This is a genomic window from Streptomyces sp. NBC_01176 (assembly GCF_045039825.1).
Taxonomy (GTDB): domain Bacteria; phylum Actinomycetota; class Actinomycetes; order Streptomycetales; family Streptomycetaceae; genus Streptomyces.
On sequence record NZ_CP108600.1, the window covers coordinates 8,188,639 to 8,210,743 of the forward strand.

Genomic DNA, 22,105 nt, shown 5'->3' on the forward strand with positions numbered 1-22,105 from the left:
GAGGTCCGCCGTGCTCGGGCTGGGGCTTCTTCAAGTGAGGGCGGGGGAGCATCAGGCGTCGGCCCGGTTGTACTCAGGCTCTCCGCTTTCGAGCACGCGGAGCAGCGAGGCGGTGACTACGCGCGTTCCACGGCCTATCTGGAGCACGCGGCACGGGAACTGTCCCTGACGGACGAGGTCGTAGCCTTTCGCGCGGGAGAGCCCGAAGGCTTTGGAGGCATCTGCCACGCTGCTGGTGCCACTCCAGGTGGCACGGATGCGCATGGGGCTGTATGCGGCATTCCCGGCATGCGCATTGGTGATCATTGGGCTCACGCGGTGACTCCTGGGGTGGTTACGCGTTCCTGACGCGGCGAACGGGGCGATCTGTATGGACGCGAGGGCTCTCCGTCGACGAGAAAGCAGGTTGGCTGCTCGAAGCGACGTCGAGGTATCCATGGTGCGCAGGAAGGCCGGTTTGGCTAACCGGCGTTCTCGGGCTATGTTGCCCAGCTCTCAGATGATTCGGACGTCGCGCCGAGGCCGCAGTCGCTTCCTCGTGGGGGTGGGCCGTTTCGGTCGTGGTGATGGAGTTCCGCTTCAATGTCTAGCCGGTGACTTAACGCCACTTCGCTGATCTGGCAAACACGCAGGTCAAATGGGGTCTGACTCTTCGGGGTCAGACTCCTAGATTTTTACCGTGCTGGATAGGTGCTGGATTTTCTGACCTCTCGTCACCTGTCATCACCCCTCATATCCGTACCGTGCTGGATTCGTGCTGGATGCCGACGGAACGCGCGGGCACGGAGGGGCGTCTGTTCGTGCACCGGGGTCCACTGACCCCGTTGCTCGGCCGTTCAGCACACGCTCTTCACAGGCTTAACGGCCGCTGCGGAAACAAATCTCGACCCACCCGACGTTGTTGATCTCCGATGCGATAACGGGGGTGGTCGGCTTGAAGTTGTTTCGTACGGACACAACGAAAAGCGGCGTGACCGAGGTCACGCCGCGTCTTGCTGAGGTCGAGGCAGATGTGCAGGGCCTCGTCGAGGCACACATGGAGACACTGCTGGGCGTTCGGTTCCTGGCGAGCGAGTACAGCACCGGGCCGGTCCACGGGGGCCGAATCGACTTGCTCGGGCTGGACGAGAACGGGTCGCCGGTCATCGTCGAGACCAAGCGCGGCGTCGACCCCGGCGTCATCCACCAGGGCTTGTTCTACCTCTCGTGGCTGATGGACCACCGGGCCGAGTTCGAGCACCTGGTCCGCGACCGGCTCGGGGCTACGGCCGCGTCCCAGGTGCTGTGGAGCGGACCGCGCCTGATCTGTATCGCCGGCGACTTCACACGCTACGACGTGCACGCCGTACGCGAGCACCGGAGGTCGATCGACCTGGTCCGCTACCGACTCTTCGGCAGCGACCTGCTCGGGCTTGAGACCGTGGCGTCGGTGAGCGGCGGGATGCGGGTAGCCCGTCGGGCGCGTCGACAAGCGGTCGCGCGGCGGGCGGCAGCCGACGTTCAGGGCACGTCGATGGTGGAGCTGGCGAGCGCGGTCGACGAGGCGCTGCTCGGGCTCGGGGACGGTGTTAACCGTGTGGAGCGCAAGCAGTACCGGGCGTATCAGCGGCTGCGGAACTTCGCCTGCCTGTGTCCGCCGCAGCGGAGCAAGCTGCTGGTCTACCTGAAGGTCGACCCGCAGGACGTCGACCTCGTTCCGGGTTTCACCCGTGACGTGTCCGGTCTCGGTCACCACGGGACGGGTGATCTGGAGGTACAGCTCCGTACGCCGAGGGACGTGGAGCGGGCGCGGGATCTGTTCCGGGCCAGCTACGCGGCGGCGTGATCGGATGTCGCTGCCGCCGACTTGGCGGGCTGCGCTTCGTACCGTATGTGCGGTCGTGGGTGGGTGCCTTTCGACGTGCGGGCGGGGGGTGGCGGTGGACTATCTATGGTGCGCGGATCGCCAGTTTGGCCAACCGGCGATCCCGCGCTATGTCGCCCCGCTCGTGTGCGCCGATGATCAGCGTGAACGGCTGGCGGTTCGGCCGGCCGCGACCGCCGGAGCGGCTGGCGCACTGGTGGCGAGGCGGGTCCTGTGCTCGCGGCCCGGCTGGGCCTGGCGCGTGCCGGTCTCGTGGGCGAGGGTCTCGGAGAGATCGGCCAGCAGCGAACTCGGGGTGTGCGGGGACGCGGTGATGGCCCAGGTGGGACGGTCCGGACCGGGGCCGGCCCAGACGGTCCAGGTGGCCGGGTTCTGACTCGGGTGCTGTGCGGTGAAGGCGTCGAACTGGACGCCTGCGTCACCGTCGGGGGATGTCCAGCGGATCCATCGCCCGTCCACGGTGTGCTTCCATCCGGCGTCGGAGAGCGGCTGGGTGGCTGCGGTGACCGTCTTCTCGTCCACGGGTGCGCCGATGGCTGTGTCCCAGCTGTCGCCGTCGGCGAGGTGGGTCAGCAGCTCCTGCAGCACTGGGGCTGGGGTGGCGCCGGTCGCGGTGAGGACCCACATGCGGTCGGAGACGGGTGTCTCGTAGGCGGCTACGGTCCACGCGGTCTCGTGGGCGAGGGTTTCGTGGACGCGCTCGATACGCAGGGTCTGCGACTCGTGAATAGCGTGGGTCGTGTCATCCGACCAGGTCCGCCACTTCTCCCAATCGCCGTGTGCATCCAGGAAGGCGTCGAGCAGGGCGTCGTGGTCGCCGGCATCGGCCAGGTAGGCCGGAACGGTCTCCGACTCCGGGCCGGACAATTCGGGCTTGGCTGCGGTGAGGTCGAAGGTGGCGCGGGCTTCGGCGGCGGCGCGTTCGGTGTCGGTCAGGGGCGCCGCGCCGGGGCGCATGTCGGCGGCGTGGACCTTCTCGAAGGCGAGTAGGGCCTGGGCGGGTGAGTCGAAGGTGTCGGCGACCTGGCGCAGGTGGTCTTCGCCGTGGAGGTAGACGGACTTGCCGTTGCGGCCGAGGTAGGTGCCGACCGCGACGGTGGTGTGGCCGTCGTGGGCGTGGGCGTGGATGAGGAGCTGGCCGTGGCGGATGTCGTCGTGAATCTTCTGGGCCTCGTTGGAGACCTCGCGGATTTCGCTGCGGGTGCACCAGGGCATCGGGTAGTTGGCCCAAGTCCATTCCTCGTCCATGGCCTCTCGGAGTCGAGGGGTGATCTCGACGGTGATGCCTTCGGCGGACAGATGTTTGGCTGCGTCCTGGGCCCTGTAGGGCTCCTCATGGTCGATGCGGACCAGGACCAGGACGTTCTCGGCGACGACGGTCCAGTCGGCTGCCTCCAGACCCATGAGAGCGATGCGGGCCTGGGTGCCGGTCAGGACGGCGGTCACGGCGCTGGGGTGAGTGGGGTGGGTGTCGAGGCGGACGTGGGCGTCGATGGGGGGAGTCACGTTGGGGTGTCGTCTCTTCTGCCGGTGGCCGGACGTTCGGGGCCGGCCACCGGCGTATGCAGGGTGTTATCGGGTTGCTCGCGCAGCGCGGGCGGTGTGCGCGGCCGTGGTGGTCGGGGGGCCAGCGCGGGTGGTAGGCGCCGGGCGCGGTCGCTGCGGCGGGACCGTTCCGGTGGCGTGCTGCCAGCGGGTGCGCACGGCGCCGATGTCGGCGAGAGATCGGCGGGCGCCGACGACGAGTTGGAACGGGGTGTTCGCCGGGTCGCCGGCGTACGCCTCGATGCGGCGGCCGGTGTGGTCGGCGGTGGCCAGGAGGGAACGCTGCAGGGCGCGCTCGCCCCAGTGCTCTACGGAGCCAGCCGGTTCGGCCAGCAGGCGGAGCACATCGCGCGGTTCGCTTCCGTCGTCCAGCAGACCGCGTTGCTGGGCCTCCCACAAGACGGTGACGGGGTCGATGGGCTCGCGGCGGTGGGCGAGGGTGGTCAGGCACTGCCACAGGCCGGCGTGCAGCGGCAGGGTGAGGTCGTCGGGGAGCAGCCACCGGATGGAGTGGATGTCGGCGGGGTGGGCGGTGGCGGTCGCGAGCAGCAGCTGCTCCTCCTCGACCGCCTCGGTGTGGTCGGGCGCGATGGCTGGCGGCGGTGCCGGGGTGCGGGGCAGGACGCCGGCGCGCGGAGGGAAGCGGCTCGTGATGTCGTCCACGACCGCGGCGAGTGTGTCGGCCTCGGCGAGCACCGTCTGGACGGGGTGCGGGAGGGAGGCATCGTGGACGGTCTGGACGAGGCGTTCGGCGGCCGTCTGCAGACGGTGGCGGGCGTGTTCGGCCTCGACCATCCGCGCGTAGGCCGGTGCGTGGCGGGGCCAGGGGCAGACCTGGACGAGGGTGTGCAGGTACGAGGCGGTCAGCCCGCGCGCCTGCCCACGTCCCGTGGCGAGCACGCGGTTGAGCCATTTGGTGTCCTTCGCGTGCTCGGTGGGGTCGGGCGGCGGCAGGGTGCTGATCGCGGCGAACAGGGCGGCGTGCGCGGCGGTGGAGAAGGAGTCGGCAGCGATGCCGGTCACGTCGCCGAGGCGGTGCGGGTCGAGGAGGAGGGCGCCGAGGAGGGCCTGCTCGACGTGGAACACCGGCTGCGGCGGTGCGATGGCGTCGAGGTCGTCTTCGTCGGGTTCGGGTGCGTGGGGCATCAGGCGGCGAGGGCGAAGTCGTCGGGGTCGAGGGTGACGCCGAGGTGCGGGGCGAGGAGGTGGCCGGCGAGCAGCGGGGGTACGGCGTTGCCGATCTGCGAGAACTGCTGGCCCTTGTTACCGGCCCAGGGGTAGTCGGCGGGGAAGGTCTGCAGGAGGCCGGCCTCGCGGGCGGTGATCCGGATCGGCTCCGGCACCGCCGGCGCGTCCGTGTCCTTCTCGTCCGTGTCCTTGGTCGGAGCCGAGGCCGGTTCGGCGACCCAGGTGCACTCGTTCGCCCGGTGGCCGAAGAACAGCGTGCCTGCTGGCTCGGACAGCGGCCGGACAGTGGCGTTGGCCTGGTTGTTACTGCGCAGGGACCAGGACCAGCGGTGCGCCTCGGCGGTGAACGTCGGAGCTGGAGCGTCGGCGGCCCGGTTCTCGCGTGTGCCGTGCCGTGCCTTCCAGCCAGCTCCTTCGCGGCGGGACTGCAGGACAACGCCGTCCGGCCGGGGCATCCAGGTGCCGCGCTCCCGGGCGTCGGAGAGTGTCTTGCGGGAGCCCGACGGAAACGGTTCGGGTCCGCCGCCGGGTCCGCCGCCGGCACAGACGGTGGGAACGGGCCGGTCGGTCGCGCCCCATCCCAGTGCCTCGGCCATGCTGACCCAGCGGGCGCGGCCCGGCCCGAACAGTGATTCCGGCTCGGCGGCTTGGGAGTGCGTGGGAGTGGGAGGCTGTGCCGTGCGGACCCGGGAGGCGAGGAGGATCGCCCGCCTCCTGGTCTGCGGAACGCCGAAGTCGGCGGCGTTGACGATCCCGTACCAGACGGAGAACCCCCATCCGCGCAGGACGGCCGCGTACTGCTTCCACAGAGGCAGGACGTCCGGCACCTCCTCCATGGCGACCCAGTCGGGCTCGCCGACCGTGTTCAGGGCGTGCAGGTAGCGCATGGGCTCGGCTGCGAGCAGGGAGCGCTCGTCCCGGCACGCGGCGAGGAGGCGCTCGCGGGTGTCACGTCCGGCGGCCAGATCCTCGACCGCCGCGTGCACCAGCGGCTGGTCCACCAGGCCGAGGCGCTTGCCGGCCATGCTCCACGCCTGGCACGGCGGGGAGGCGATCAGCCCGCGGGTACGACCGAGGAAGGGCCACGTCGGATACATCGCCACGTCGGTCCGTACCGTCAACTGCCCGGCGGCAGAACGGGTCCTGCAGGCCCACTCGTCCCATTCCAGACCGACGTCGCGGACGCCCAGTGCCCTGCTCCAGCCGCCCGGCCCCGCGAAGAGATCGAGTATCACGTGGCCAGCCCAAGGTCGTCCTGCGCCAGCGCGTCGGTACCCCTGTGGCACGCCCGAGGCGAGCAGCACATGCGGGTATCCGGGAAAGCCACCTGGTCGCGGTATATGCGGCGGTAGAGGGTGGGGATGCGGTCGAGGAGGTTGGTGGCCGACTCGATGAACTGCTGGGGTGAGGGGCCGATGAGTACGACCGGTCCTGACGAGACATCGTCTCGGCGGAGCTGGTTCTCCAGGGCGCGGGCGAGAGCGGCGGTCAGTTCGGCGCCCGCGTCTTGGGCGGCCTTGGTGATCTGCGCGACTCGGTCAAGGATTTGAAGATCAGCCGATGCGGTCTGCGGCGTGAGCTGTGCGAGGTCGCGGAACAGCTGCAGGGCGGTGCCTGCGAGGGCTTGGGCCTCGGCGATCCGCTCAGTCAGAGCGTGCGTGTGGTTGGTGGCGTTGGTGCGTAGGGCCGTGCGCAGGGTCAGCGCGTCGGCGGTGATCCGGTCGAGGGTCTCGACCGGCGTGGGACGATCAGACACGGTCCTCCGTGGGGGTGGTCGGGCGCAGGGCCTGGGCGAACTCGGCGGCCAGGACGGGGGCTTGGTCGGGGGCGGTGGCCAGGGCGCGAACGATGGGGGTGCCGATGACGACGGCGTCCACCAGCGGGGCGACGCGCGCTGCGAGGGCGGGGGTGGAGATCCCCACCCCGGAGACCACGGGCAGCGGGCTCGCGGCGCGCAGACGGTGGGTGAAGCCGGAGAGGGCCGGGATGTCCAGCGGGCCCTGGTAGCCGGTGGGAGCGCTGCTGGCGGGCGCGTAGAGCCACCCCGATGCCCCGGCCACCACATGGGCGAGGTCCGTGTCGGTGGTGTGACGCGGGACGAGGCGTGGGGTGCGAAGGCCCGTGCTCTGCGCGGCGGCCTGCCAGCGGGCCGCCTGGTGGGTGGGCAGGTCGACGACCATCACTCCGGTCGCGCCGGCCTCGGCGAACAGGCGTGCCAGGTGTTCGGGACCGTGGCGGCTGACGGGTTCCCAGTAGGTCATGACGACGGTCGGCCGGAGGCCGGCGGCATGTTCGACCGCGCGGAGGGTGCGGTCGAGGACGCTGCCGCGCATCAGGGCGCGGCAGTACGCGCTCTGGATGACGGGGCCGTCGAGGACGGCGGTGTGGTGTGCCAGCCCGATCTCGAACAGTGCGCACCCGGCGCGGGCGAGTGCGTCGAGGTGACGATGTTCTGCGGCTGCCGTGTGCATGCCTGCGGGGACGAACGCAGCTAGTGAGCATGCGGGTTGGGTGAGAAGAGTGTGGAGGGCGTCGTGGGTGGTCAGGGTGGTGCCTTTCTCGGCGGTAGTCCTGTCGCCGGGATCAGTGGTGGCGTACGGCCGGTGGGGGGTTGAGTCTGCGGGGAGGCCGAAGAGGTGAGCGCGCAGTGCTTGGGGGAAGACCGTGCCGGTTCCGCCTCGCGAGCGGTGGTTGACTCGCCTGCCGCCTGCCGCCTGCCGCCTGCCGCCTGCTGGCGAACGCTGAAGCTGACGATCGTCGAGGTGACGGGCAGTCGGCCGGCCGACAAATGGACACGGCGCGCAGTGTGCCGGTCTCGTCGGCGGCTCCGACGGCGAAGATCTGTCTGGCGGGCGGCGGGCGGCGGGTGGTGGCGGTGCCAGGTGCGCACGAAGTCCTTGGCCTCACGTGAGCGGACCGGTACCAGGTGCAGCCGGACGTCGCTCACACGGCCTTCCCGAAGTCGGACTGCGTCGGCGCGTGCTTCGCCACGGCGCGGGCGGTGATCGCCTTCGACGCGCGGGCGGACGCCGCGGACAACTCCTCTGCTCCGGGCTCCAGGTACCACGGGCGCAGGTCGAGCATGGCGGCCCGCATGCCGGTGGCGAAGCAGAGCGCGGTGCCCTTGGGGAGGGCGCGGATCGCGTCGGCGGGCAGGATCCGCTCCTGCCGCATCGATACCGAGGTCGACTTGCCGGACTCGGAGTGCGAAGTGGACGTGGTCTCGACGTCGTGGTCGCCGATCAACCGGCTCAACTTGTCTGCGAAATCGGGATCGTCGATGCCGCTGCCGATGACCTTTACCGTCGAGGCAGACCACATGGCATCCATGCCCGCGTCCCCCCAAACTTTTTGGCCCTGGCGGTAGGACTGCAAAATGGTAATGGGGATGATCCCGCGACTTCCGAGGTGCGAATACAAATCCGGGAGGTCTGAAATCTTGCAAACATTCGCGGCCTCGTCGAGGATCGCGAGCATGGGCGGATCAAGGCGTCCGCCTGCGCGTTCGGCCTGCGCGGTTGCGGCACGCATCACGGAGTCCGCGCAGGCCGCGATCAGCGCCGAGGCGCCGCCGCCACCGTCCTTGCTGAGCAGGAAAAGCGTGTCAGTGGAGGTGACGAATTGCTCCGGTCGAAATTCCCGGACGTCCTTCTGCGGTGTCACCCAGGCGGCTATTTCTGAATTCAAGAGCGCGGAGGCGTACTGCCGAGCTGTTTCGTAGATTCCATCGCGTGTTTCCGGTGGCCCCTCGACGGTTCCTTTGAGCTGAGCGGCGACGGCGGCGAAATCATGGTCGCGGAGAATATCGAGCGGAGTGCGGTCGGCGGGAAAGGCGAGCCACTGCATGATGTCGGTGATCGGCCGCTCGTCGAGCGCCGCGGCCAGCAGCAACTGGGACAGGATGTTGCTGCCGGCCTTCGACCAGAAGTCGCCCTGCTGGGAGGCGTCCACCGAGGCGGCGAGGAAATGCCCGGCGAGCCGGTTCGCCCCGTCCAGGGTGGTCGCGCTGGCGAGAGGGTTCCACCACATCTCGCGGGCGGCGTGGGCGATCTGCTGCGGGTCCATGGTCCACACCGCCCCCGCCTCCGCCCGGGCCTCGTAGGCAGTGGTGAATGCGTCTCCGGCGGCCTTGTTCGATGTCAGCAGAACCGGGCCGGGCGCGCTGAGCATGGAGGGGATGGCGAGCGAGGTCGTCTTGCCGGACCGGGGCGCCATGATCGCGACGGCGACGTCCTCGAACCCCATCCGTACCTCGTGGCGGCTGCCCTGCAGGTTGCCGAGGAGGATGCCGGTGTCCTTCGCGTCGATGCGTTTGGTGTCCTTCAGGCTTGGGCGCAAAGAGCGGGCTTTGTCGGTGATCGCCTTGGCCATCAGCGGCTCGATGTCCCGGGCCTTGGCCATGTCGGTGATCTTCTTCCGGCCGCCGCTTCGGTTCTTGTGCCGGGCCCACAGGACGCCCGCCCCCACACCGAGGGCCAGGAGCAGGACAACGGGGACGATGCGGGCGCCGAGGAGCAGGGAGGTTTCTCCTGCTTCGGGCCAGACCTGCTCGGGGTGGAGCAAGGCGGCGGTCGGCTGGTAGAGGGCCCAGGTGGCGCCGGTGAGGTAGGCGGTGATGTTGCCGGACAGCCAGGCGAGGTGGGACAGGGGGACGACGACGGCGAGCACGCCGAGGAGGAGGCGCAGGACGAGGTCGTACCCGTCGGTGTTGCTGTTGGAGGAGGAAGGGGGCAAGGGCTACGTGCTTCCGGGCGGGGACGGGGTGGATCAGCGGCTGCGGTTGTTCATGGCCGGCGGCTGTCGCGAGGGGACCGGACTCGTCGGCGGGGCGGCGTGCCGGGCAGCGAGGGAGTGGACTCGTTCTTCGAGCGCGCCGGCGACGTACACGGCGAGCACGTCCGTGGTCCTACGGGTGACGACGTTCGGGTCGCGGGTCGGGAGACTGCGCCCGCTGTCGATGCGCGGTAGGGGCTTCGGATCGGCGAGCGCAGCGGTGAACGCGGTGACCAGGCGGGCGGGAGTGTGCACGCCGAAGCGGGCCTGCCACACCGGCCGGTCCGGGCCGAGCGTGGCGGTGACGAACCAGGCGCCCGGTTCTTCCGCGCTGCCCAGCCGCTGGAGGTACGCGGTGCCGTCGGGCGACACGAGGCCGTTGTCCGCGGGGGCGGGCGACCAGCCGATCTGTCGAAGCGGCTCGAACGGATCGGAGGGCGCGCCCGCCGGCGGGGCTGGGTCGGTGAGGGCGTCGGTGGCGGCGGCGATGAGTTCGACGGGCGTGCGGGCGCCGAAGCTCGCATACCAGGCGAGCCGGTCCGGCTCCGCAGCGTGGCTCAACGTCCACCACTGTCCATCGGGGTCGGGCTCCAGGCGCAGGAGGGCCTTCTGGTCGGGACTGGAGAGCAGGACGCGCGGCATCAGGGGGTCGTTGCCGTGACTCCAGCCGCAAGCACGATGGAGGGGGACGGTGATCCAGGCGGGATCACCGCCGCCGGCCAGGTGACGCGGGGCGATGAAGTCGACCTCGACGGTCTCGGGAGTCGGGGGCATGCTCACTTCCGTGCCGCAGATCGCCGGACGGGCGCGGGGACCGGTATAGGGGCCAGAGGCGAACGGGCCTTGCGAGCAGCGGAGTTGATTTCCCGGAGCGCCTTGCCGTGGGTGGCCCAGTCGTCGAGGTAGCTCCACGATTTGGCGTGATGCTCGGCGAGGGCGTCGTCGAAGTCGGCGGTGCCGGGCTTGGCGGTGGCCGGGAGAGCGTCTCGGATCTCCAGCCACTCCTCGTGCAGTTCGTCGAGCCGGCCGAGGGCGGCGTGCAGAACGCCCAACTGGTAGACCCAGCGGCTCTGCACCGTGTTCTCCGGCAGCTGGGCCAGCTGCGTCTCGGCCGTGGCCAGCAGGTGACGGGCGCCGTAGCGGAGCGGCTCGAACGCCGTGAGGGTGTCGGCGTCGCGCTGGCTCGCGCGCATGCCGTAGGCGTGGTCGTCGTGGGGCCAGCCGTCGAGGTCGGTGTGCTCGTCGGAGTAGACGTCCCAGGCGTCGAGGACCTTCTTGCTGTCGCTCAGATAGTCGTCGAGGTGACGGAGGAAGTCGCGGTGTGCGCGGTGGTCGGTGGAGATGAGGTGGATTCCTGTCGGTTCAGCGGCGAGCGGCCGGCTGCGCGGTGCCGACGTTCGCCGGGGTCGTCGCGGGTTTCGTCTGCTGCCGGCGGGCGGAGCGTGCCTGCGCGCGGAGGGACTTGAGGCGCGTGGCATGGGCGTCGACCACCTGCTGTGGGCGCAGAGGGCTGGGCTCCTGCACGGCGCTGTAGTGGCCGGTGCGGTCGTACATGCCGCGCTGCAGCGGGCCTCGGTCGGCCAGTGCGGTGAGGAACGATCCGACCAGGTGGGCGGGGGTGTGCTCGTCGAAGTAGGCGTGCCAGATGCGCGGGCCGGAAAACTCTCCGTGGCCGGGCTCGCGGGTCTCGACGTGCCAGGACGGCCGGTCGCGGAATTCGCTCAACGGGCGCAGTTCGATGTGACACATGGAGTCCGGCGAGCGCGCTGTGCCGTCTGAGTCGCGGTGCCACCCCGCCGAAGTCACCGGCTGCCACGGGCCCGTCGGCTGCGGGGGCGGAACGATGAGGGCGTCCGTGAAGCCGGCGAGGACCTCGGCGGGCACGAGTTCACCGAACTCGGCGTACCAGCCAGGCCCGTTGTCGGTGGGCTCCGCCCGCAGCCGCCACCACGCCGAGGTGCGGGACTGCGGGTCGAACTGGAGGCAGTACCGGTGGTCGGGGCTGCGCAGGACGATCTCGGCGCTCAACGGGTCGGAGACGGCGCTCCATCCGGCAGCGGCCAGACCGTGGGTCACATGGCGGGCATCTCCGGCCCCGGCGAGGTGACGGGGGCTGGTGTCGAACGGGATCTGCCCGGCGTACTTGTCGGCGAACGCGGCGAGCTGCCGTTCGCTCAGCGGCACCAGCAGCACCCCGGCTCGCTCGCGACGGCGCTGCCGTACAGGTCGCGGAGGTCGTCCAGGACGTAGTGGAGAGTGTGCTGGTCGGCCTGCTCCCACGCGGCCGTGCGCAACTCGGTGATCAGAAGGTCGCCCTGGGCGGTGCGCGGGACGTCCGGGTGGTCCTGCACGGCACGGGCGAGGGCACGCAGCGTGTCGGCGAGCTGGACAGGCAGGCCCGTGTACTCGTCGAGAAGGGGCTCGACGAGGGCGAGGGCCTCCACGGGGTCGGGGTTCTCGCGCAGGTAGTCGGTGAGGTCCGACAGTGTTTCGGTCAGTGTGCGGATGGTGTCCGGGGTGAGTGCGGGCATCGGGCTCCTTGGAACGGGGCGGCGGGTCAGCGGCGGGTCCGGGCGCCGCCGGCCGGGGTGTAGGGACGGACGCTGGTGCGCGGCCGGGTGCTTCGGGTGCTGTTGCGGGCCCAGGTGGCGGCGCGGGCGGCCGTGATCCGGGCCTGCTGCAACGCACTGAGTTGGGAGGGCTTGACGGAGACCGACCAGGTACGGATCTGCGCGCTGTGCGGAACGCGTCCGCGCGGGCGCATCACGGGTTCGGGGCCGGCGAGTTCGGTGGAGAAGGCTTGCACCAGGTGCATCGGCGTGTTCGGCGTGAAGTTGGCCGTCCAGCCGTTGCCCTGCTTGTCCTTTGCTCCGGTCCACCACATCGCCGAGCCGTCGTTGCCCTGGTGGTACTGCATCCACGCGGTGCCGTCGGGGCTGGTCGCCATGTAGTGCTCGCCCTCGAAACGCGTGTGCCAGTTCTGCTCCTGCAACGGCGCCCAGACGTTGGGGGCGTGGGCCTCGCGGGGACGGGTGAGGGCGTCGGTCAGGCCGGCGACGATCTCCACCGGGGTCTGCCGGCCCAGGTGCGCCGACCACTCGCCGTTGGGGCCGTTCGCTTTGCCGTGGATGGTCCACCCGCCGGGGAGGACGTAGGGGTCGTAGGCGACACGGACGGTGCGGTCCGGGCTCTCCATGAACAAAGGGCCGCCCGACTTGGACTTGTCCCGCCATCCCGAGGCGCGCAGGAATTCTGAGACGTGCCGGACGTCGCCGCCGCCGGCCAGGGCACGGGGCTGGACGAGGTAGTGCTGCTCGGCTTGCTCGCCGGGCCCCCAGCCCTGCCACTGCTTCTTCTTCATCGGCGCCGCCGGACGACGAGCGGTGCGGGTGCCGGGGGCTTCGCCGCAGTGGCGGCGGGCTGGGTGCCGACGTGCTTCAGGGTGTCTTGGTGTTCGTCCAGGTCGAGGGTGATGTCGTGCAGTTCGTTCGAGGCGCGGCCCAGAGCGAGCCACACCTCTGCGGGGAGGGCGCCTCGCTCTGCTTGGTCCTTGGCGAACACGCTGCCGGTGGCGACGAGGTGGGTGACGCCGCCGAGGACTCCGGTGTCCGGGTCGAGGACGCGGGCGATGACCTGCGCGGCCTGGGGCGGGGGGAGCTGGGAGAGGTGGTCGGCGAGTTGGCCGAGCTGGCGGGTGATCTCGTCGGCCAGTCTCACCGGGTAGGGGGCGGGGTGGGACATGCTCCTCCGGGTCGGTGGACGGTCAGTGGTGGTGGCGGTGGCCGACGCGCTGCGTCTCGGTAAGGATGGCCTCCGGGCGGGCGCCGGCCAGCGGGGAGGCGTGGTCGGGGCTGGTCGGGATGCAGGCGCGCAGGTAGCGGCGGAACAGGGCTGTCGCGAGTCGGGGTTTGAGCCGGTTGCTGATCGGTGGGGGAGTGCGGGCTGCTACGGGTTTCTCCGGGGATCGAGCGGTGCGGTGGGCGGCCCCGGCGTCGTGCCGGGGCCGCCCGGGCGTCTTACGGGGTGCGGCGGGCAGGTGCGGGGCGTGAGGGGGAGCTGGCCGGTGCCGGCTGCTGCGCGGCAGGGCGGGCGGCACGGGTGCGGAGGTCGCGCACGGCCTGCCGGTAGGTGGCTTCGTCGAAGACGTCGGGCGTGCCGTTGACCTCGTACCCGGCCAGGAGCAGGGCGGGGATGGCGCGTGTCGCCAGGCGCTTCTGCTCGTCGGCACCGACGTGTTCGGGCACGGTGTGCCAGATGTAGTGCGGCCCGCCCGTGGGGTATTCGTGGCGTTCCAGGCCGAGCTGTTCCAGCAGGGCGTGGAGTCTGGCGGGGGCGCCGGTGGGGGTGTCGGCGTGGATGGTGGTCGTCAGGGCCTTGATGTAGATCTCGACGTCCGTGCCGTACTCGTCGGCCAAATTGGCCATGGGCCTCTCTTCGGGGTCAACGGCGTTGGGGGCCTTGGTGATGGTGTGACGTACTCCAGCACCCAGATGCCGGGCTCCGTCTGTTTCATCGAGCCCGGGTGGCCGGCGTGCGGGTGCCGGTCGGGGCCGGCGGCATGGAAGCTGGGGCGGAGGTGGGCGCGGTCCGGCCCGCGGGGTGCTGGAGGGCGGTGCCGATGCCGAGCGGGGCGAGCTGCGGGCCGATCTCGCGCAGGGCGCGGGCCTGGGCCTGGGTGTCGTCGCCGCCCAGGCGGTAGATGCCGCTCTGCGGGTCCTGAATGAAGCCGTGCGCTTCGAGGACGGCGCCGGCACAGTCATCGGCGGGGGCAGTGGCGACGCTGCCGTCCGGCTGCCAGGTCAGGACGACCCGGTCCGGCTGGGAGGGCTGGATGCCGCCCAGGGCGTTGTGCCGGACCTGGGCGAGCGCGCTGTCGTAGCGAGCGAGCAGGTCGCCGGCGACCTGCTCGGCGCTCAGGAACGGGTCGTCCGCCAGGGCAATGCCGTTGGGCTCGGGGACGGCGCGGTACGCCTCGTCGGGCAGGGCACGCGGGGCGACGGCGGCGATGAGGAAGCCGTCGCGCTCGTCATGCCGGTTAAGGACGACGAGCTGGGCGCCGTCCGGGCGGCTCAGGACGGCGGCCTGCTGGAGCGGGTGCTCGGCGAGGGAGGCGGCGACCAGGTCCAGATCCCAGATCCGGTCGGCGAGTTCAGCGAGATCGTCCTTGGCGTCCGGCGGGAGGTGGGAGCTGGACCAGTTGTCGGGGAGTTCGCCGGCGAGGACGTCGGCGTACGAGGCGAGGCGCTCGGAGGTGTCGTGGTCGTGCATGGTGTCCTTGGGCGAGGTGGGAGTCAGCGGCGCAGTCCGGCGGCCACCGGGGGCGGTGGGGCCGGGAGCGTGCGTGGCGGGGGCGGGCAGGCACACACGGCGGAGCGCTCGCGTTCGGTGGCGGGGACCTCCCCGCTGCAGGTGATGCGGCCGGGGTGCGGGGCGTGCCGGTCGGCGAGCGTGTTGCGGGTGTCGGCGAGGTCGGTGCGGATGACGCGAAGGTGCTCGTCGGCGAGGTAGCGCAACCGCCGTGCGATGTAGGGGTCGGCTGCCTGGCCGAGCCCGTCGTGGAAGTCAGCGGTGGCAGTGAGGACTTCGTCCAGCGCGGCGAGGACGCCGTCGTGGGCGGCGGTCAGGTCGGTCAGGGCGTCGGCCGCCTCCTCCGTGGTGGTGGCCTCGCGGATCCGCTCGGCGATATGGGCGACGGAGGAGCCCAGCGGCAGGTAACTGTCCGGACGGGCGTCGGTGTCGAAGTCCTCGTCGCAGTCGACGTGATACCCGGCGACCCGGAGGCGGGCGACGGCGTCGGTGGCGAGACGGGACTCGTCGTCCTCGGTGAGGCCGGTGGGGGCGCGGTGGTAAGTCTCGTGGACGCGGACGACAGCGATGAAGCCTGCGCGCTGCAGGACGCTGTGTGCCTCGGAGTCACCGCCGCGGGCGAGGAGTTCGTCGGAATGCGGGTCGCGGCGGATGTCCAGGAAGCGGTCGGTACGGGGCAACGAGACGTTTCTCCTACGGCGATCGGTGGGCGGTGTGCCGGGCGGCGGGCGGCACGGTGGCGACCCGGGGCTGTACCAGGTGGGCTGCGGTGGTGTCCAGGTCCTGCTGGACGGCGTGGAGGCGTCGGGCGATCAGCTCCAGGCGGTGCGCCGTGTCGGTGCCGGCGGCGCCGGGCTGGCGGGCGAGTCGGTGCGCGGTGTGCTCGACCAGTCCGCGGACCGTGGCCAGCGGACCGATCTGCTCGTCGGCGAGCTGTGTGAGGATGCTCGCGAGCTGGGCAGATGCCGTGGGCGCCGGGCGGATGGAGGGCCGCGCCGTGGGGCCGGTGCGGACGGGGATCAGGTGGAGGTCCTGCTCGATGCGGCACGCCTCGTCCGAGAGGCGCCGCAGGATGTCCGCGGGCGGGGCGTGCCACGCGCCGTCGAGGTGGATCAGGTTGGCGATCAAATCGATGCGTCCGGGCTGTGCCTGAACGGCAATCCACCGGCAGCTGTGCTCCTTGCCGGGAATCTCGATACCGGCGGCCCGCGCGAGCCGGTGGGCGGTTTCGGCCCACTCGGGGCCGGTCAGCTCCCGGTCGTCCGGGTGAAGCCGGACGTCGAGGTGGAGGATCGCCCGCCGGTCATCCTCCGGGCTGGCGGCGAACGGATGCTCCAGATAGGGGTCTTCGAGGTGCTCAGCCCACTGGACGGACGTCCAGATCTTCTGCTCGTCGTCCAGGGTGAAGTAATCCAGGCCCGGCCAGTGAGCGACGACCGTGTACTCCGTCAGTCCCTCGTTCGGCGAGACCGGCCGCCCCAGCACCTCGGCGAGCGAGTCGTGCGGCCTATGGGTCCGTTCATGGAGGCGGGGAATCACCGGCCGCCCCGGATGTCGGCGATGTGTACGAGATGGTTGAGGGCGGTGGTGGTGTACCAGCCGCAGTCGATCAGCTCGTTGCGGTCGGCGTACCGCGGCAGCAGTGCGTCCTCCATGGCTCGCAGGTAGATCAGGCAGTCCGGGCAGCGGCGCGAGAGGTGCACGAGGTAGCGGGGGTGGCCGGTGACGTAGGACTGGGCTCCGCCGGTCGTATCCCGCAGCCGCCATCCGTCCTCGTCGGTCGGGGTGTGCCAGGACGGGGCGACGACGCGCATCGCGTCTCCCCACAGTTCACCGCCGGCCACCCCCTTCAGGACGACGACGGTGTCACCGGCCTGGAAGTGCTGGTGCGTGATGTCCCGGTCGGGGGTGAGCGGGTCGGGCGTCGGCGCGAACGCCGAGGTGGGCGGGGGCTGGGACATGCGGTTCCTTCCACGCAATCGGTGGCGGGGTGGGAGGAACAATGGTCCGGAGGAACGCCGGTTTGGCTAACCGGCGTTTCCCGGCTATGTTCCGCCGCGATCAGTGGAACGGGTTCTCCGTCCCGCGGTCCGCCTCGGTGGCTGCGTCGAGGAGTTCGAGCAGGTCAGTGCCCTCGGCGTCGCGCTGGTCGATCCACCACCCGGCGCGGGTGATGGCGCGGGCCTTTTCTTCCAGCTCCGCCCAGTCCGACTCGTCCCAGGCCCCCTCCACGACCAGCGCGGTGTGCGCGGCCGCCACCAGCTGGTGGCGGGAGCGCTCGCCCCAGTCCAGGGCCCTCTCCGGGCCTTCCAACTGCGGCATGTCGAACTGCGTCGCCCACGCGACGGCCGCCTCTTGCTCGGCGGCGCGCTTGGCTGCGAGCCACTCCTCCTTGGACTCGGTATCGGCGTCGCGTGCCGCCTTCCAGCAGTCGCTGCAGTCCTTCGCCGCGAGCCAGCGGGCGAATCCGGCCCGCTTGTCGGCAGGACGGTTGGACAGGTCATGAACCACCTGGTGGGAGCAGGCGTGCTCCACGGTCCACTGCGTACGGACGGCCATAAATGGATCTCCTCAAAAGGGTCGAAAAGTAGGGGTGTTGCGCTCTGATCAGGGCGTCTTGTGCCGGCCTCGGAGCGGGCGGCGATGCCGGCCGCGCTGCCGCTGACCGGTGGGGCCGAGACGTCGGCGCGCGGCGAGAAGGACGGTGAGAGCGAAGGCCGCGCCGACGGCGGGGAGCGCAGCGCTGGCGAGAGCCTGCTCTGCGAGGCGTCCGGCCAGGGCGGTGCCGGCGGACTGCCCGGCGCCGATCGCGAGGATCAGCCACGCGTACGCCTCGCTGGTGCGGCCCGCCGGAGTGAGGGCGTCGGTGGTGACGTAGGCGCAGGCGACGACGATGGTCAGGAACGCACCGGGCACGGTGACCGCGGCGATGGCCGCATACGGGCCCGGAAGGGCAAAGAGTGGGAGCCACCCGGCCAGGAACGAGGCTGTGGCGATGATCAGTCGCCTGGTGGTGGTGCCCTGCCAGGTGCGACTTCCGTAGATGAGGCCGCCGAGGAAGCTGCCGGTGGAGAACGCGGCAGGGATGATGCCCGAGAGCATGTCCTGGTGGTGGTGCTCGGCCATGGCGATGGACCACACGTTCATGGCTCCGATAGCGAACCCGATGCCGGTGAGGGAGACGAACAGCAGCAACACGGCGGGAGTGGCCAACTGCTGTGCCTGGGCAGCGTCCTGGCCCTCGAACCGTTCGGGCCGCCAGCGCCGCGATGGCGGCGCGAGGGCGACCGCGGCGGTGCCGGCCAGGCCGAGGGCGGCGGTGACGGTGAGCGCGACGGCGGGGTTGTACGCGGAGGCGAGCGCGGCCACGAGCAGGGGGCCGACGATGTACAGCAGGCCCTGCGTGCCGGTGTCGAGCGCGAGCGCGGCGTGCCGAAGACGGGGGTCGGGCAGCACGCTCGGCCACAGCACCCGCAGCCCGGCCTCCAGCGGAGGCGTGGTCAGACCGCCGCCGACGACGATGGCCGAGGTGAGGCCCGGTCCGCCGTACGGTTCGGCCAGGGGCAGGGCCACCAGGAGGGCCGAGTTGAGCAGGGCGGCCGGAAGGTACACCGCGCTCTGGCCGTGGCGGTCCATGAGGAGTCCCTTGACCGGCTGGGCCAGCGCGGACGACAGCCCGTACAGGGCGCTGAGCAGCCCGCCGAAGGCGATGCTGCTGCCGCTCGCGGTGGCCCACAGCAGGATGGCGACGGGCGCCATGCCATTGGGGAGTCGGCCAGTGAGGGTGCCGCCGAGGAGGCGGGCGACGTACGGGCTGCCCAGCACCGCGCCGTAGGTGATGCGCGGTGCCGGGGCAGGGGGTGCGGTCAGGGACAACGGGTGCTTTCTCTGGCTTAGCGGTGGCGGACGGGCGTGCTCGCGCGGGGCGGCGGCGTGGGTGGTGTTGTGTCCACGGCGGGGCGCGGGCGGACGCGCAGCACGGGGGTGCGGTGCGGCGGCAGGACGGCGACGGTCGCGCCGAGGTCCTCGGCCGCTTCTTCGACTTCGCGGGTGAGGAACTCGATCTGCCGGCCGAGCGCCGAGAGGCGGGCGGCGACCTGGCGGCCCTGCACGGTCTCCAGCGCACTGGCGAACTGACTGCTTGTTTCCAGGAGTTCCTGGAGACGGACCATCGGCCCTGCGTCGTAACCGCGCTGAGTGGCGCTGAGGAGCGCGTTGGACGCGTCACCGGCGTGCTGGGCCTCGACGACGTCCCGGGTGAGTTCCTGCAGCGAGATCTCGGGGGTGGGCTCGGGCCGGTTGAACCCGGAGACATCGGCGCGCAGCACACCGGGCGGGACTGGGGCAGGCAGGACTTTCCCTGCCTCGTATTCGTGGGCGTAGTGCCCGATCACCTGCCAGCCCGGTGCGTCCGGGTCGCCTCGCAGCGCGACAAGCGTCGAGTCGTCGTCTTCGACCAGGTGGGCGAGGGTGATCGGCTGCCCGTCGGCGGCGTACCACGACTCGGTCAGCTCCAGCTTGCCGCGCCTCTGCGCGGCCTGGGCCATCTCGGTCCACATCCGCTGTTCCTCTTCGGTCAGCGGAGCCTTGTGGTGCTGGCCATCGCTCTGGTCGGCGAGGTTGCTGGCGATGAAGCTGTGATCCGCCCATGCGGTGAGGTGCTGCCACAGGGCCGAGTGCTGCGCGCGTTCGGCCGGGGAGCCGGGGGCGGCCGGCCGGTCGAGGGCCCGGCGGATTTCGGTGGCGGAAGCGGCCAGGCCGTCCAGCACGGTCCGCCACCCGGCCAGGTGCCGGGCAGGCGGCAGCTCGTCGAGGGCACGGCGGGCGGCATCGAGCAGAGCGTCGGCGTGCGGGGCGAGGTGCGTGGTGTACGCCTCGACCGCCGACTTGTCGCGCTGCGCTCGTGCGGCTGCTGCGGCGCTTGCGTGGACGGTGCGGCCGTAGCGGTCGCGTGTCATGTCGAGGGCGGTTTCGGTCTCGCGGTCGATGACCGCCATCCGCAGCCGGAAGTCGCGCGCCGCGTTGGCGAGTTCGGGCTTCACCGGCCGGGGGCCGTCGGGGGTCGGGGGGCTTGCGGGGGTCATCGGGACCGTCCGCCGCCTGAGGCGGTCAGGTGGACGGTCGGTGCGTAGGTGGGCTTCGGCGGGATCGGCCGGGCGGCTGGCGCGGAGGTGGTGGGCGGTGTCGCGCGACGCTGAGTCGTTCGGCCGGCGGCGGCCTCGGCGAGACGGCTGCGGCGCTTCATCAGTCCGTTCGCCCGGACCGGCCGTGGTGGGCTGGCGGAAACGGCCGGGTCGAGGCGAATGTCGGCCTGCACAGTGAAGCCCTGGCGGCGAAGATCGTGGACGGCCTGACGGGTCCGGCGGGGACCGTCCCGCTCGGGCTCGCTGAGCCGGTACAGCCCGGGTTGATCGGGGATGGGCTCGAACTGCTCGCGCTCCAGGTACCAGTGGGCGAGGTGCGCGGGCAGGGAGGAGGTGAAGGAGGCGACGAAGCCGTGTTCCTCGTGGTCGCCAAAGGTGAAGTGGGTGCCGGGTAGCAAGGGGGTGGGGTTCTCCTCACGTTGTCGGGGTGGAGCGGTCAGTGGCTGAGGTGCGTGGGACGGGCCGCGGTAAGGGGGCGTGCCGGCGCAGAGACGGGGAGGGCTGGGCGGCGGTGGGGTGCGCTCACGCGGGCCTGGCGCAGGAAGGTCTCACCGTCGGTGAGCCAGGTCTCGATGGCCGGCCACGCGCGGGCATTGCGCTCCTGCGACGGCACAGGACCACCGTGGACCACCTCGTCGAGCAGGGTCTCGGCATTGGTGACGGCGTCGGCCAGGCGGGAGAGCGTCGCGGCGTCGTCGGGCCACGGGCTGCTGGCGGGACGGCATCGGTCGATGAGCGTCGGGGCGTGGTCGACGACGGTGAGGAATCGGCGCCAGGAGTGGTCGAGGAATTCCTCGGTCGCGGCGCCGAGGGCGGCGGCGCTCAGCGGGGTGGCGTCGCTGTAGCGGCCGGAGGCGACCATGGCCTGCCATGTGTCGTGTTCGGAGCGGATACCCCCGAGCACGGCGGCGATGGCCGAGGTCCGGCGGGCGTGGACGGCCTGCTCGTAGGAGGGTAGGTACCGGTCGGCGACGGCCTGGGCCGCCCGTCCGGCGAACGGCGGCAGGACGATGCTGCGCGGCCCGTGCGGATCGCCGTAGCCCTCTTCGAGCCCTTCCGGGGCGAAGGCGCCTACCAGGTAGTCGAGTTGACGGCCGGGGCGTTCGACGAACAGCAGCGTGGTGCCGTGCACCGTGTCGGTGAGCGTGGCGGCGTAGGGAATCCGCTCGCTCTGGAGGGCGCGGCCGAGTACGCCGCTGTCCCAGATCCAGGGCACGAGGTCTTCCTGCCAGGCGGGGTGGGAGTAGATCTCGACCGACGTGGTCCACTGGCCGGGCAGTTGGCGCGCGAGGTCGCGGGCGGCGTCGCCGATGAAGCGCCGGCTGCTGGTGTGCACGCTGGTGCGGTGCCGTTTCGCGCACTTGACCAGGTCGACCACGGTGGTCTGGTTGCCGTCCGCGGGCAGGTGGTAGACGCCGTCGTCATCCCGCCGAAAGCCGCTCTCCGCGAGGGCGGTGTGTGCCCACGGGTACTGTTCGCCCGAGGCGATGGCGACGATGCCCGAATCCCGGCTGTGCGACAGGATGATCTGCGCCTCAGCCATGGACCAGGTCCTCGCCGCTGCGCAGGACGGAGCGCAGGCTGCGGCCGTACTGCCAGGCATGCTCTCTAGCCGCCGCTTCCAACTGGTCGTATGCCATCTGGGCCGTCATCTGACCGCCCCATTTGCGATATTTGTACACAGGGGTCGGCAGCAGGATTCCGGACGCGAGAGCGGTCACGCCGAGGGCCGCGCAGTAGTCCTCGCCCTGGACGAGCCCGCCCATCGGTGCGGCGCGCACGAGGTCGGTGCGGGCGAGGATCGTGGTCGGCCCGATGGGGATGGTGTCCGCCGGGGACTTCCAGTAGGTCCACACGTCTCCGGCCTCGTGGCGGCCGGGCGGGGTGGGGCAGCGCCACAAGGTGGTCGAGCCGTCTTGGTACTGGTCTTCGCTCCAGCCCGCACACCAGCCGACCCCGGTCGATTCCAGGGTGTTCAGCCGTACGGACATGGCGTCGTCGGTGAACTCGTCATCGTCGTCCGCCCAGTTCGTATACCGGGTTCGAACCTGCGCGAGGGCCAGATTCCGGGCGCAGGCGGCGCCGACCGGGCGGGGCAGAGCAAGGGTGCGGACGCGGGGGTCCTGCGCGAGCGGGGCAGGCAGACGATCGGGTGAGGCACCGTCGAGCGCGATTATGGCCTCCCAACCCACGGACTGCCGGGTGAGGCTGGCGTGCATGGCGGTCAGGTAGTCGAGCCGGTCTTCGCGCAGGCGGCTGGCGATGACCACGGTGATCAGGGGGG

Annotated in this window: 25 protein-coding genes; 1 reads left to right on the top strand and 24 read right to left on the bottom strand. The window is 71.1% G+C overall.

Annotated features, from left to right (window positions below; translation table 11 throughout):
* Nucleotides 1-51: 51 nt before the first annotated feature.
* Nucleotides 52-306, bottom strand: a complete 255-nt coding sequence (locus tag OG199_RS35575; RefSeq protein ID WP_242643927.1) for a helix-turn-helix domain-containing protein — start codon at nucleotides 304-306, stop codon at nucleotides 52-54.
* 619 nt (nucleotides 307-925) lie between these two features.
* Between OG199_RS35575 and OG199_RS35580 the strand changes: the two genes are divergently transcribed.
* Nucleotides 926-1,825: a DUF5655 domain-containing protein gene (locus OG199_RS35580; protein WP_405832931.1), complete on the top strand. Its 900-nt coding sequence runs from the start codon at nucleotides 926-928 to the stop codon at nucleotides 1,823-1,825.
* A gap of 177 nt (nucleotides 1,826-2,002) precedes the next feature.
* Here OG199_RS35580 and OG199_RS35585 read toward each other — a convergent pair whose 3' ends face one another.
* The 23 genes from OG199_RS35585 to OG199_RS35695 form a co-directional block, all read right to left on the bottom strand.
* A complete protein-coding gene (locus tag OG199_RS35585; RefSeq protein ID WP_207317658.1) occupies nucleotides 2,003-3,370 on the bottom strand; it encodes a DUF317 domain-containing protein in 1,368 nt (455 codons plus the stop codon).
* 66 nt (nucleotides 3,371-3,436) lie between these two features.
* Nucleotides 3,437-4,555, bottom strand: a complete 1,119-nt coding sequence (locus OG199_RS35590; protein ID WP_207317659.1) for a DnaB-like helicase N-terminal domain-containing protein — start codon at nucleotides 4,553-4,555, stop codon at nucleotides 3,437-3,439.
* On the bottom strand, nucleotides 4,555-5,832 hold the full coding sequence (locus tag OG199_RS35595) for a DNA cytosine methyltransferase (RefSeq protein ID WP_405832934.1): 1,278 nt from the start codon (nucleotides 5,830-5,832) through the stop codon (nucleotides 4,555-4,557). The genes OG199_RS35590 and OG199_RS35595 overlap by 1 nt, the downstream gene beginning before the upstream one ends.
* Nucleotides 5,829-6,353, bottom strand: coding sequence for a hypothetical protein (locus OG199_RS35600; RefSeq protein ID WP_207317661.1), 525 nt, complete (start codon nucleotides 6,351-6,353; stop codon nucleotides 5,829-5,831). Before OG199_RS35600 ends, OG199_RS35595 begins: the two co-directional genes overlap by 4 nt.
* Nucleotides 6,346-7,143: a tryptophan synthase subunit alpha gene (gene trpA / locus OG199_RS35605; RefSeq protein WP_405834771.1), complete on the bottom strand. Its 798-nt coding sequence runs from the start codon at nucleotides 7,141-7,143 to the stop codon at nucleotides 6,346-6,348. Before trpA ends, OG199_RS35600 begins: the two co-directional genes overlap by 8 nt.
* A 397-nt stretch (nucleotides 7,144-7,540) precedes the next feature.
* Nucleotides 7,541-9,331, bottom strand: coding sequence for a type IV secretory system conjugative DNA transfer family protein (locus OG199_RS35610; protein WP_405832936.1), 1,791 nt, complete (start codon nucleotides 9,329-9,331; stop codon nucleotides 7,541-7,543).
* A gap of 33 nt (nucleotides 9,332-9,364) precedes the next feature.
* Nucleotides 9,365-10,144, bottom strand: coding sequence for a DUF317 domain-containing protein (locus OG199_RS35615; RefSeq protein WP_405832938.1), 780 nt, complete (start codon nucleotides 10,142-10,144; stop codon nucleotides 9,365-9,367).
* Nucleotides 10,145-10,146: 2 nt separating this feature from the next.
* Nucleotides 10,147-10,848, bottom strand: a complete 702-nt coding sequence (locus OG199_RS35620; RefSeq protein ID WP_277312364.1) for a hypothetical protein — start codon at nucleotides 10,846-10,848, stop codon at nucleotides 10,147-10,149.
* The gene (locus OG199_RS35625) at nucleotides 10,733-11,554 is read right to left on the bottom strand and encodes a DUF317 domain-containing protein (RefSeq protein WP_277312365.1); all 822 of its coding nucleotides are present in this window, start codon (nucleotides 11,552-11,554) and stop codon (nucleotides 10,733-10,735) included. Before OG199_RS35625 ends, OG199_RS35620 begins: the two co-directional genes overlap by 116 nt.
* Complete coding sequence (locus OG199_RS35630; RefSeq protein WP_405832940.1) at nucleotides 11,545-11,901, bottom strand: hypothetical protein; 357 nt, start codon at nucleotides 11,899-11,901, stop codon at nucleotides 11,545-11,547. Before OG199_RS35630 ends, OG199_RS35625 begins: the two co-directional genes overlap by 10 nt.
* Before the next feature lie 26 nt (nucleotides 11,902-11,927).
* On the bottom strand, nucleotides 11,928-12,731 hold the full coding sequence (locus OG199_RS35635) for a DUF317 domain-containing protein (protein ID WP_405832941.1): 804 nt from the start codon (nucleotides 12,729-12,731) through the stop codon (nucleotides 11,928-11,930).
* Nucleotides 12,728-13,111: a hypothetical protein gene (locus OG199_RS35640; RefSeq protein ID WP_277312366.1), complete on the bottom strand. Its 384-nt coding sequence runs from the start codon at nucleotides 13,109-13,111 to the stop codon at nucleotides 12,728-12,730. The genes OG199_RS35635 and OG199_RS35640 overlap by 4 nt, the downstream gene beginning before the upstream one ends.
* A 275-nt stretch (nucleotides 13,112-13,386) precedes the next feature.
* Complete coding sequence (locus OG199_RS35645) at nucleotides 13,387-13,794, bottom strand: hypothetical protein (RefSeq protein ID WP_277312367.1); 408 nt, start codon at nucleotides 13,792-13,794, stop codon at nucleotides 13,387-13,389.
* A gap of 85 nt (nucleotides 13,795-13,879) precedes the next feature.
* Nucleotides 13,880-14,638, bottom strand: coding sequence for a hypothetical protein (locus OG199_RS35650; RefSeq protein ID WP_277312368.1), 759 nt, complete (start codon nucleotides 14,636-14,638; stop codon nucleotides 13,880-13,882).
* Between the two features lie 23 nt (nucleotides 14,639-14,661).
* A complete protein-coding gene (locus tag OG199_RS35655; protein ID WP_326746020.1) occupies nucleotides 14,662-15,357 on the bottom strand; it encodes a hypothetical protein in 696 nt (231 codons plus the stop codon).
* Nucleotides 15,358-15,370: 13 nt separating this feature from the next.
* Nucleotides 15,371-16,216: a relaxase/mobilization nuclease gene (locus OG199_RS35660; RefSeq protein WP_277312370.1), complete on the bottom strand. Its 846-nt coding sequence runs from the start codon at nucleotides 16,214-16,216 to the stop codon at nucleotides 15,371-15,373.
* Complete coding sequence (locus tag OG199_RS35665; RefSeq protein ID WP_277312371.1) at nucleotides 16,213-16,638, bottom strand: hypothetical protein; 426 nt, start codon at nucleotides 16,636-16,638, stop codon at nucleotides 16,213-16,215. The genes OG199_RS35660 and OG199_RS35665 overlap by 4 nt, the downstream gene beginning before the upstream one ends.
* A 100-nt stretch (nucleotides 16,639-16,738) precedes the next feature.
* Nucleotides 16,739-17,236: a hypothetical protein gene (locus OG199_RS35670; RefSeq protein ID WP_277312372.1), complete on the bottom strand. Its 498-nt coding sequence runs from the start codon at nucleotides 17,234-17,236 to the stop codon at nucleotides 16,739-16,741.
* Between the two features lie 48 nt (nucleotides 17,237-17,284).
* Nucleotides 17,285-18,553, bottom strand: a complete 1,269-nt coding sequence (locus OG199_RS35675) for an MFS transporter (protein ID WP_326746023.1) — start codon at nucleotides 18,551-18,553, stop codon at nucleotides 17,285-17,287.
* Between the two features lie 17 nt (nucleotides 18,554-18,570).
* Complete coding sequence (locus OG199_RS35680; RefSeq protein ID WP_277312374.1) at nucleotides 18,571-19,761, bottom strand: hypothetical protein; 1,191 nt, start codon at nucleotides 19,759-19,761, stop codon at nucleotides 18,571-18,573.
* On the bottom strand, nucleotides 19,758-20,219 hold the full coding sequence (locus tag OG199_RS35685) for a hypothetical protein (protein ID WP_277312375.1): 462 nt from the start codon (nucleotides 20,217-20,219) through the stop codon (nucleotides 19,758-19,760). Before OG199_RS35685 ends, OG199_RS35680 begins: the two co-directional genes overlap by 4 nt.
* Nucleotides 20,220-20,257: 38 nt before the next feature.
* Nucleotides 20,258-21,364: a hypothetical protein gene (locus OG199_RS35690; RefSeq protein WP_277312376.1), complete on the bottom strand. Its 1,107-nt coding sequence runs from the start codon at nucleotides 21,362-21,364 to the stop codon at nucleotides 20,258-20,260.
* Nucleotides 21,357-22,100: a glycosyltransferase family 2 protein gene (locus OG199_RS35695; protein WP_277312709.1), complete on the bottom strand. Its 744-nt coding sequence runs from the start codon at nucleotides 22,098-22,100 to the stop codon at nucleotides 21,357-21,359. The genes OG199_RS35690 and OG199_RS35695 overlap by 8 nt, the downstream gene beginning before the upstream one ends.
* Between the last annotated feature and the right edge of the window lie 5 nt (nucleotides 22,101-22,105).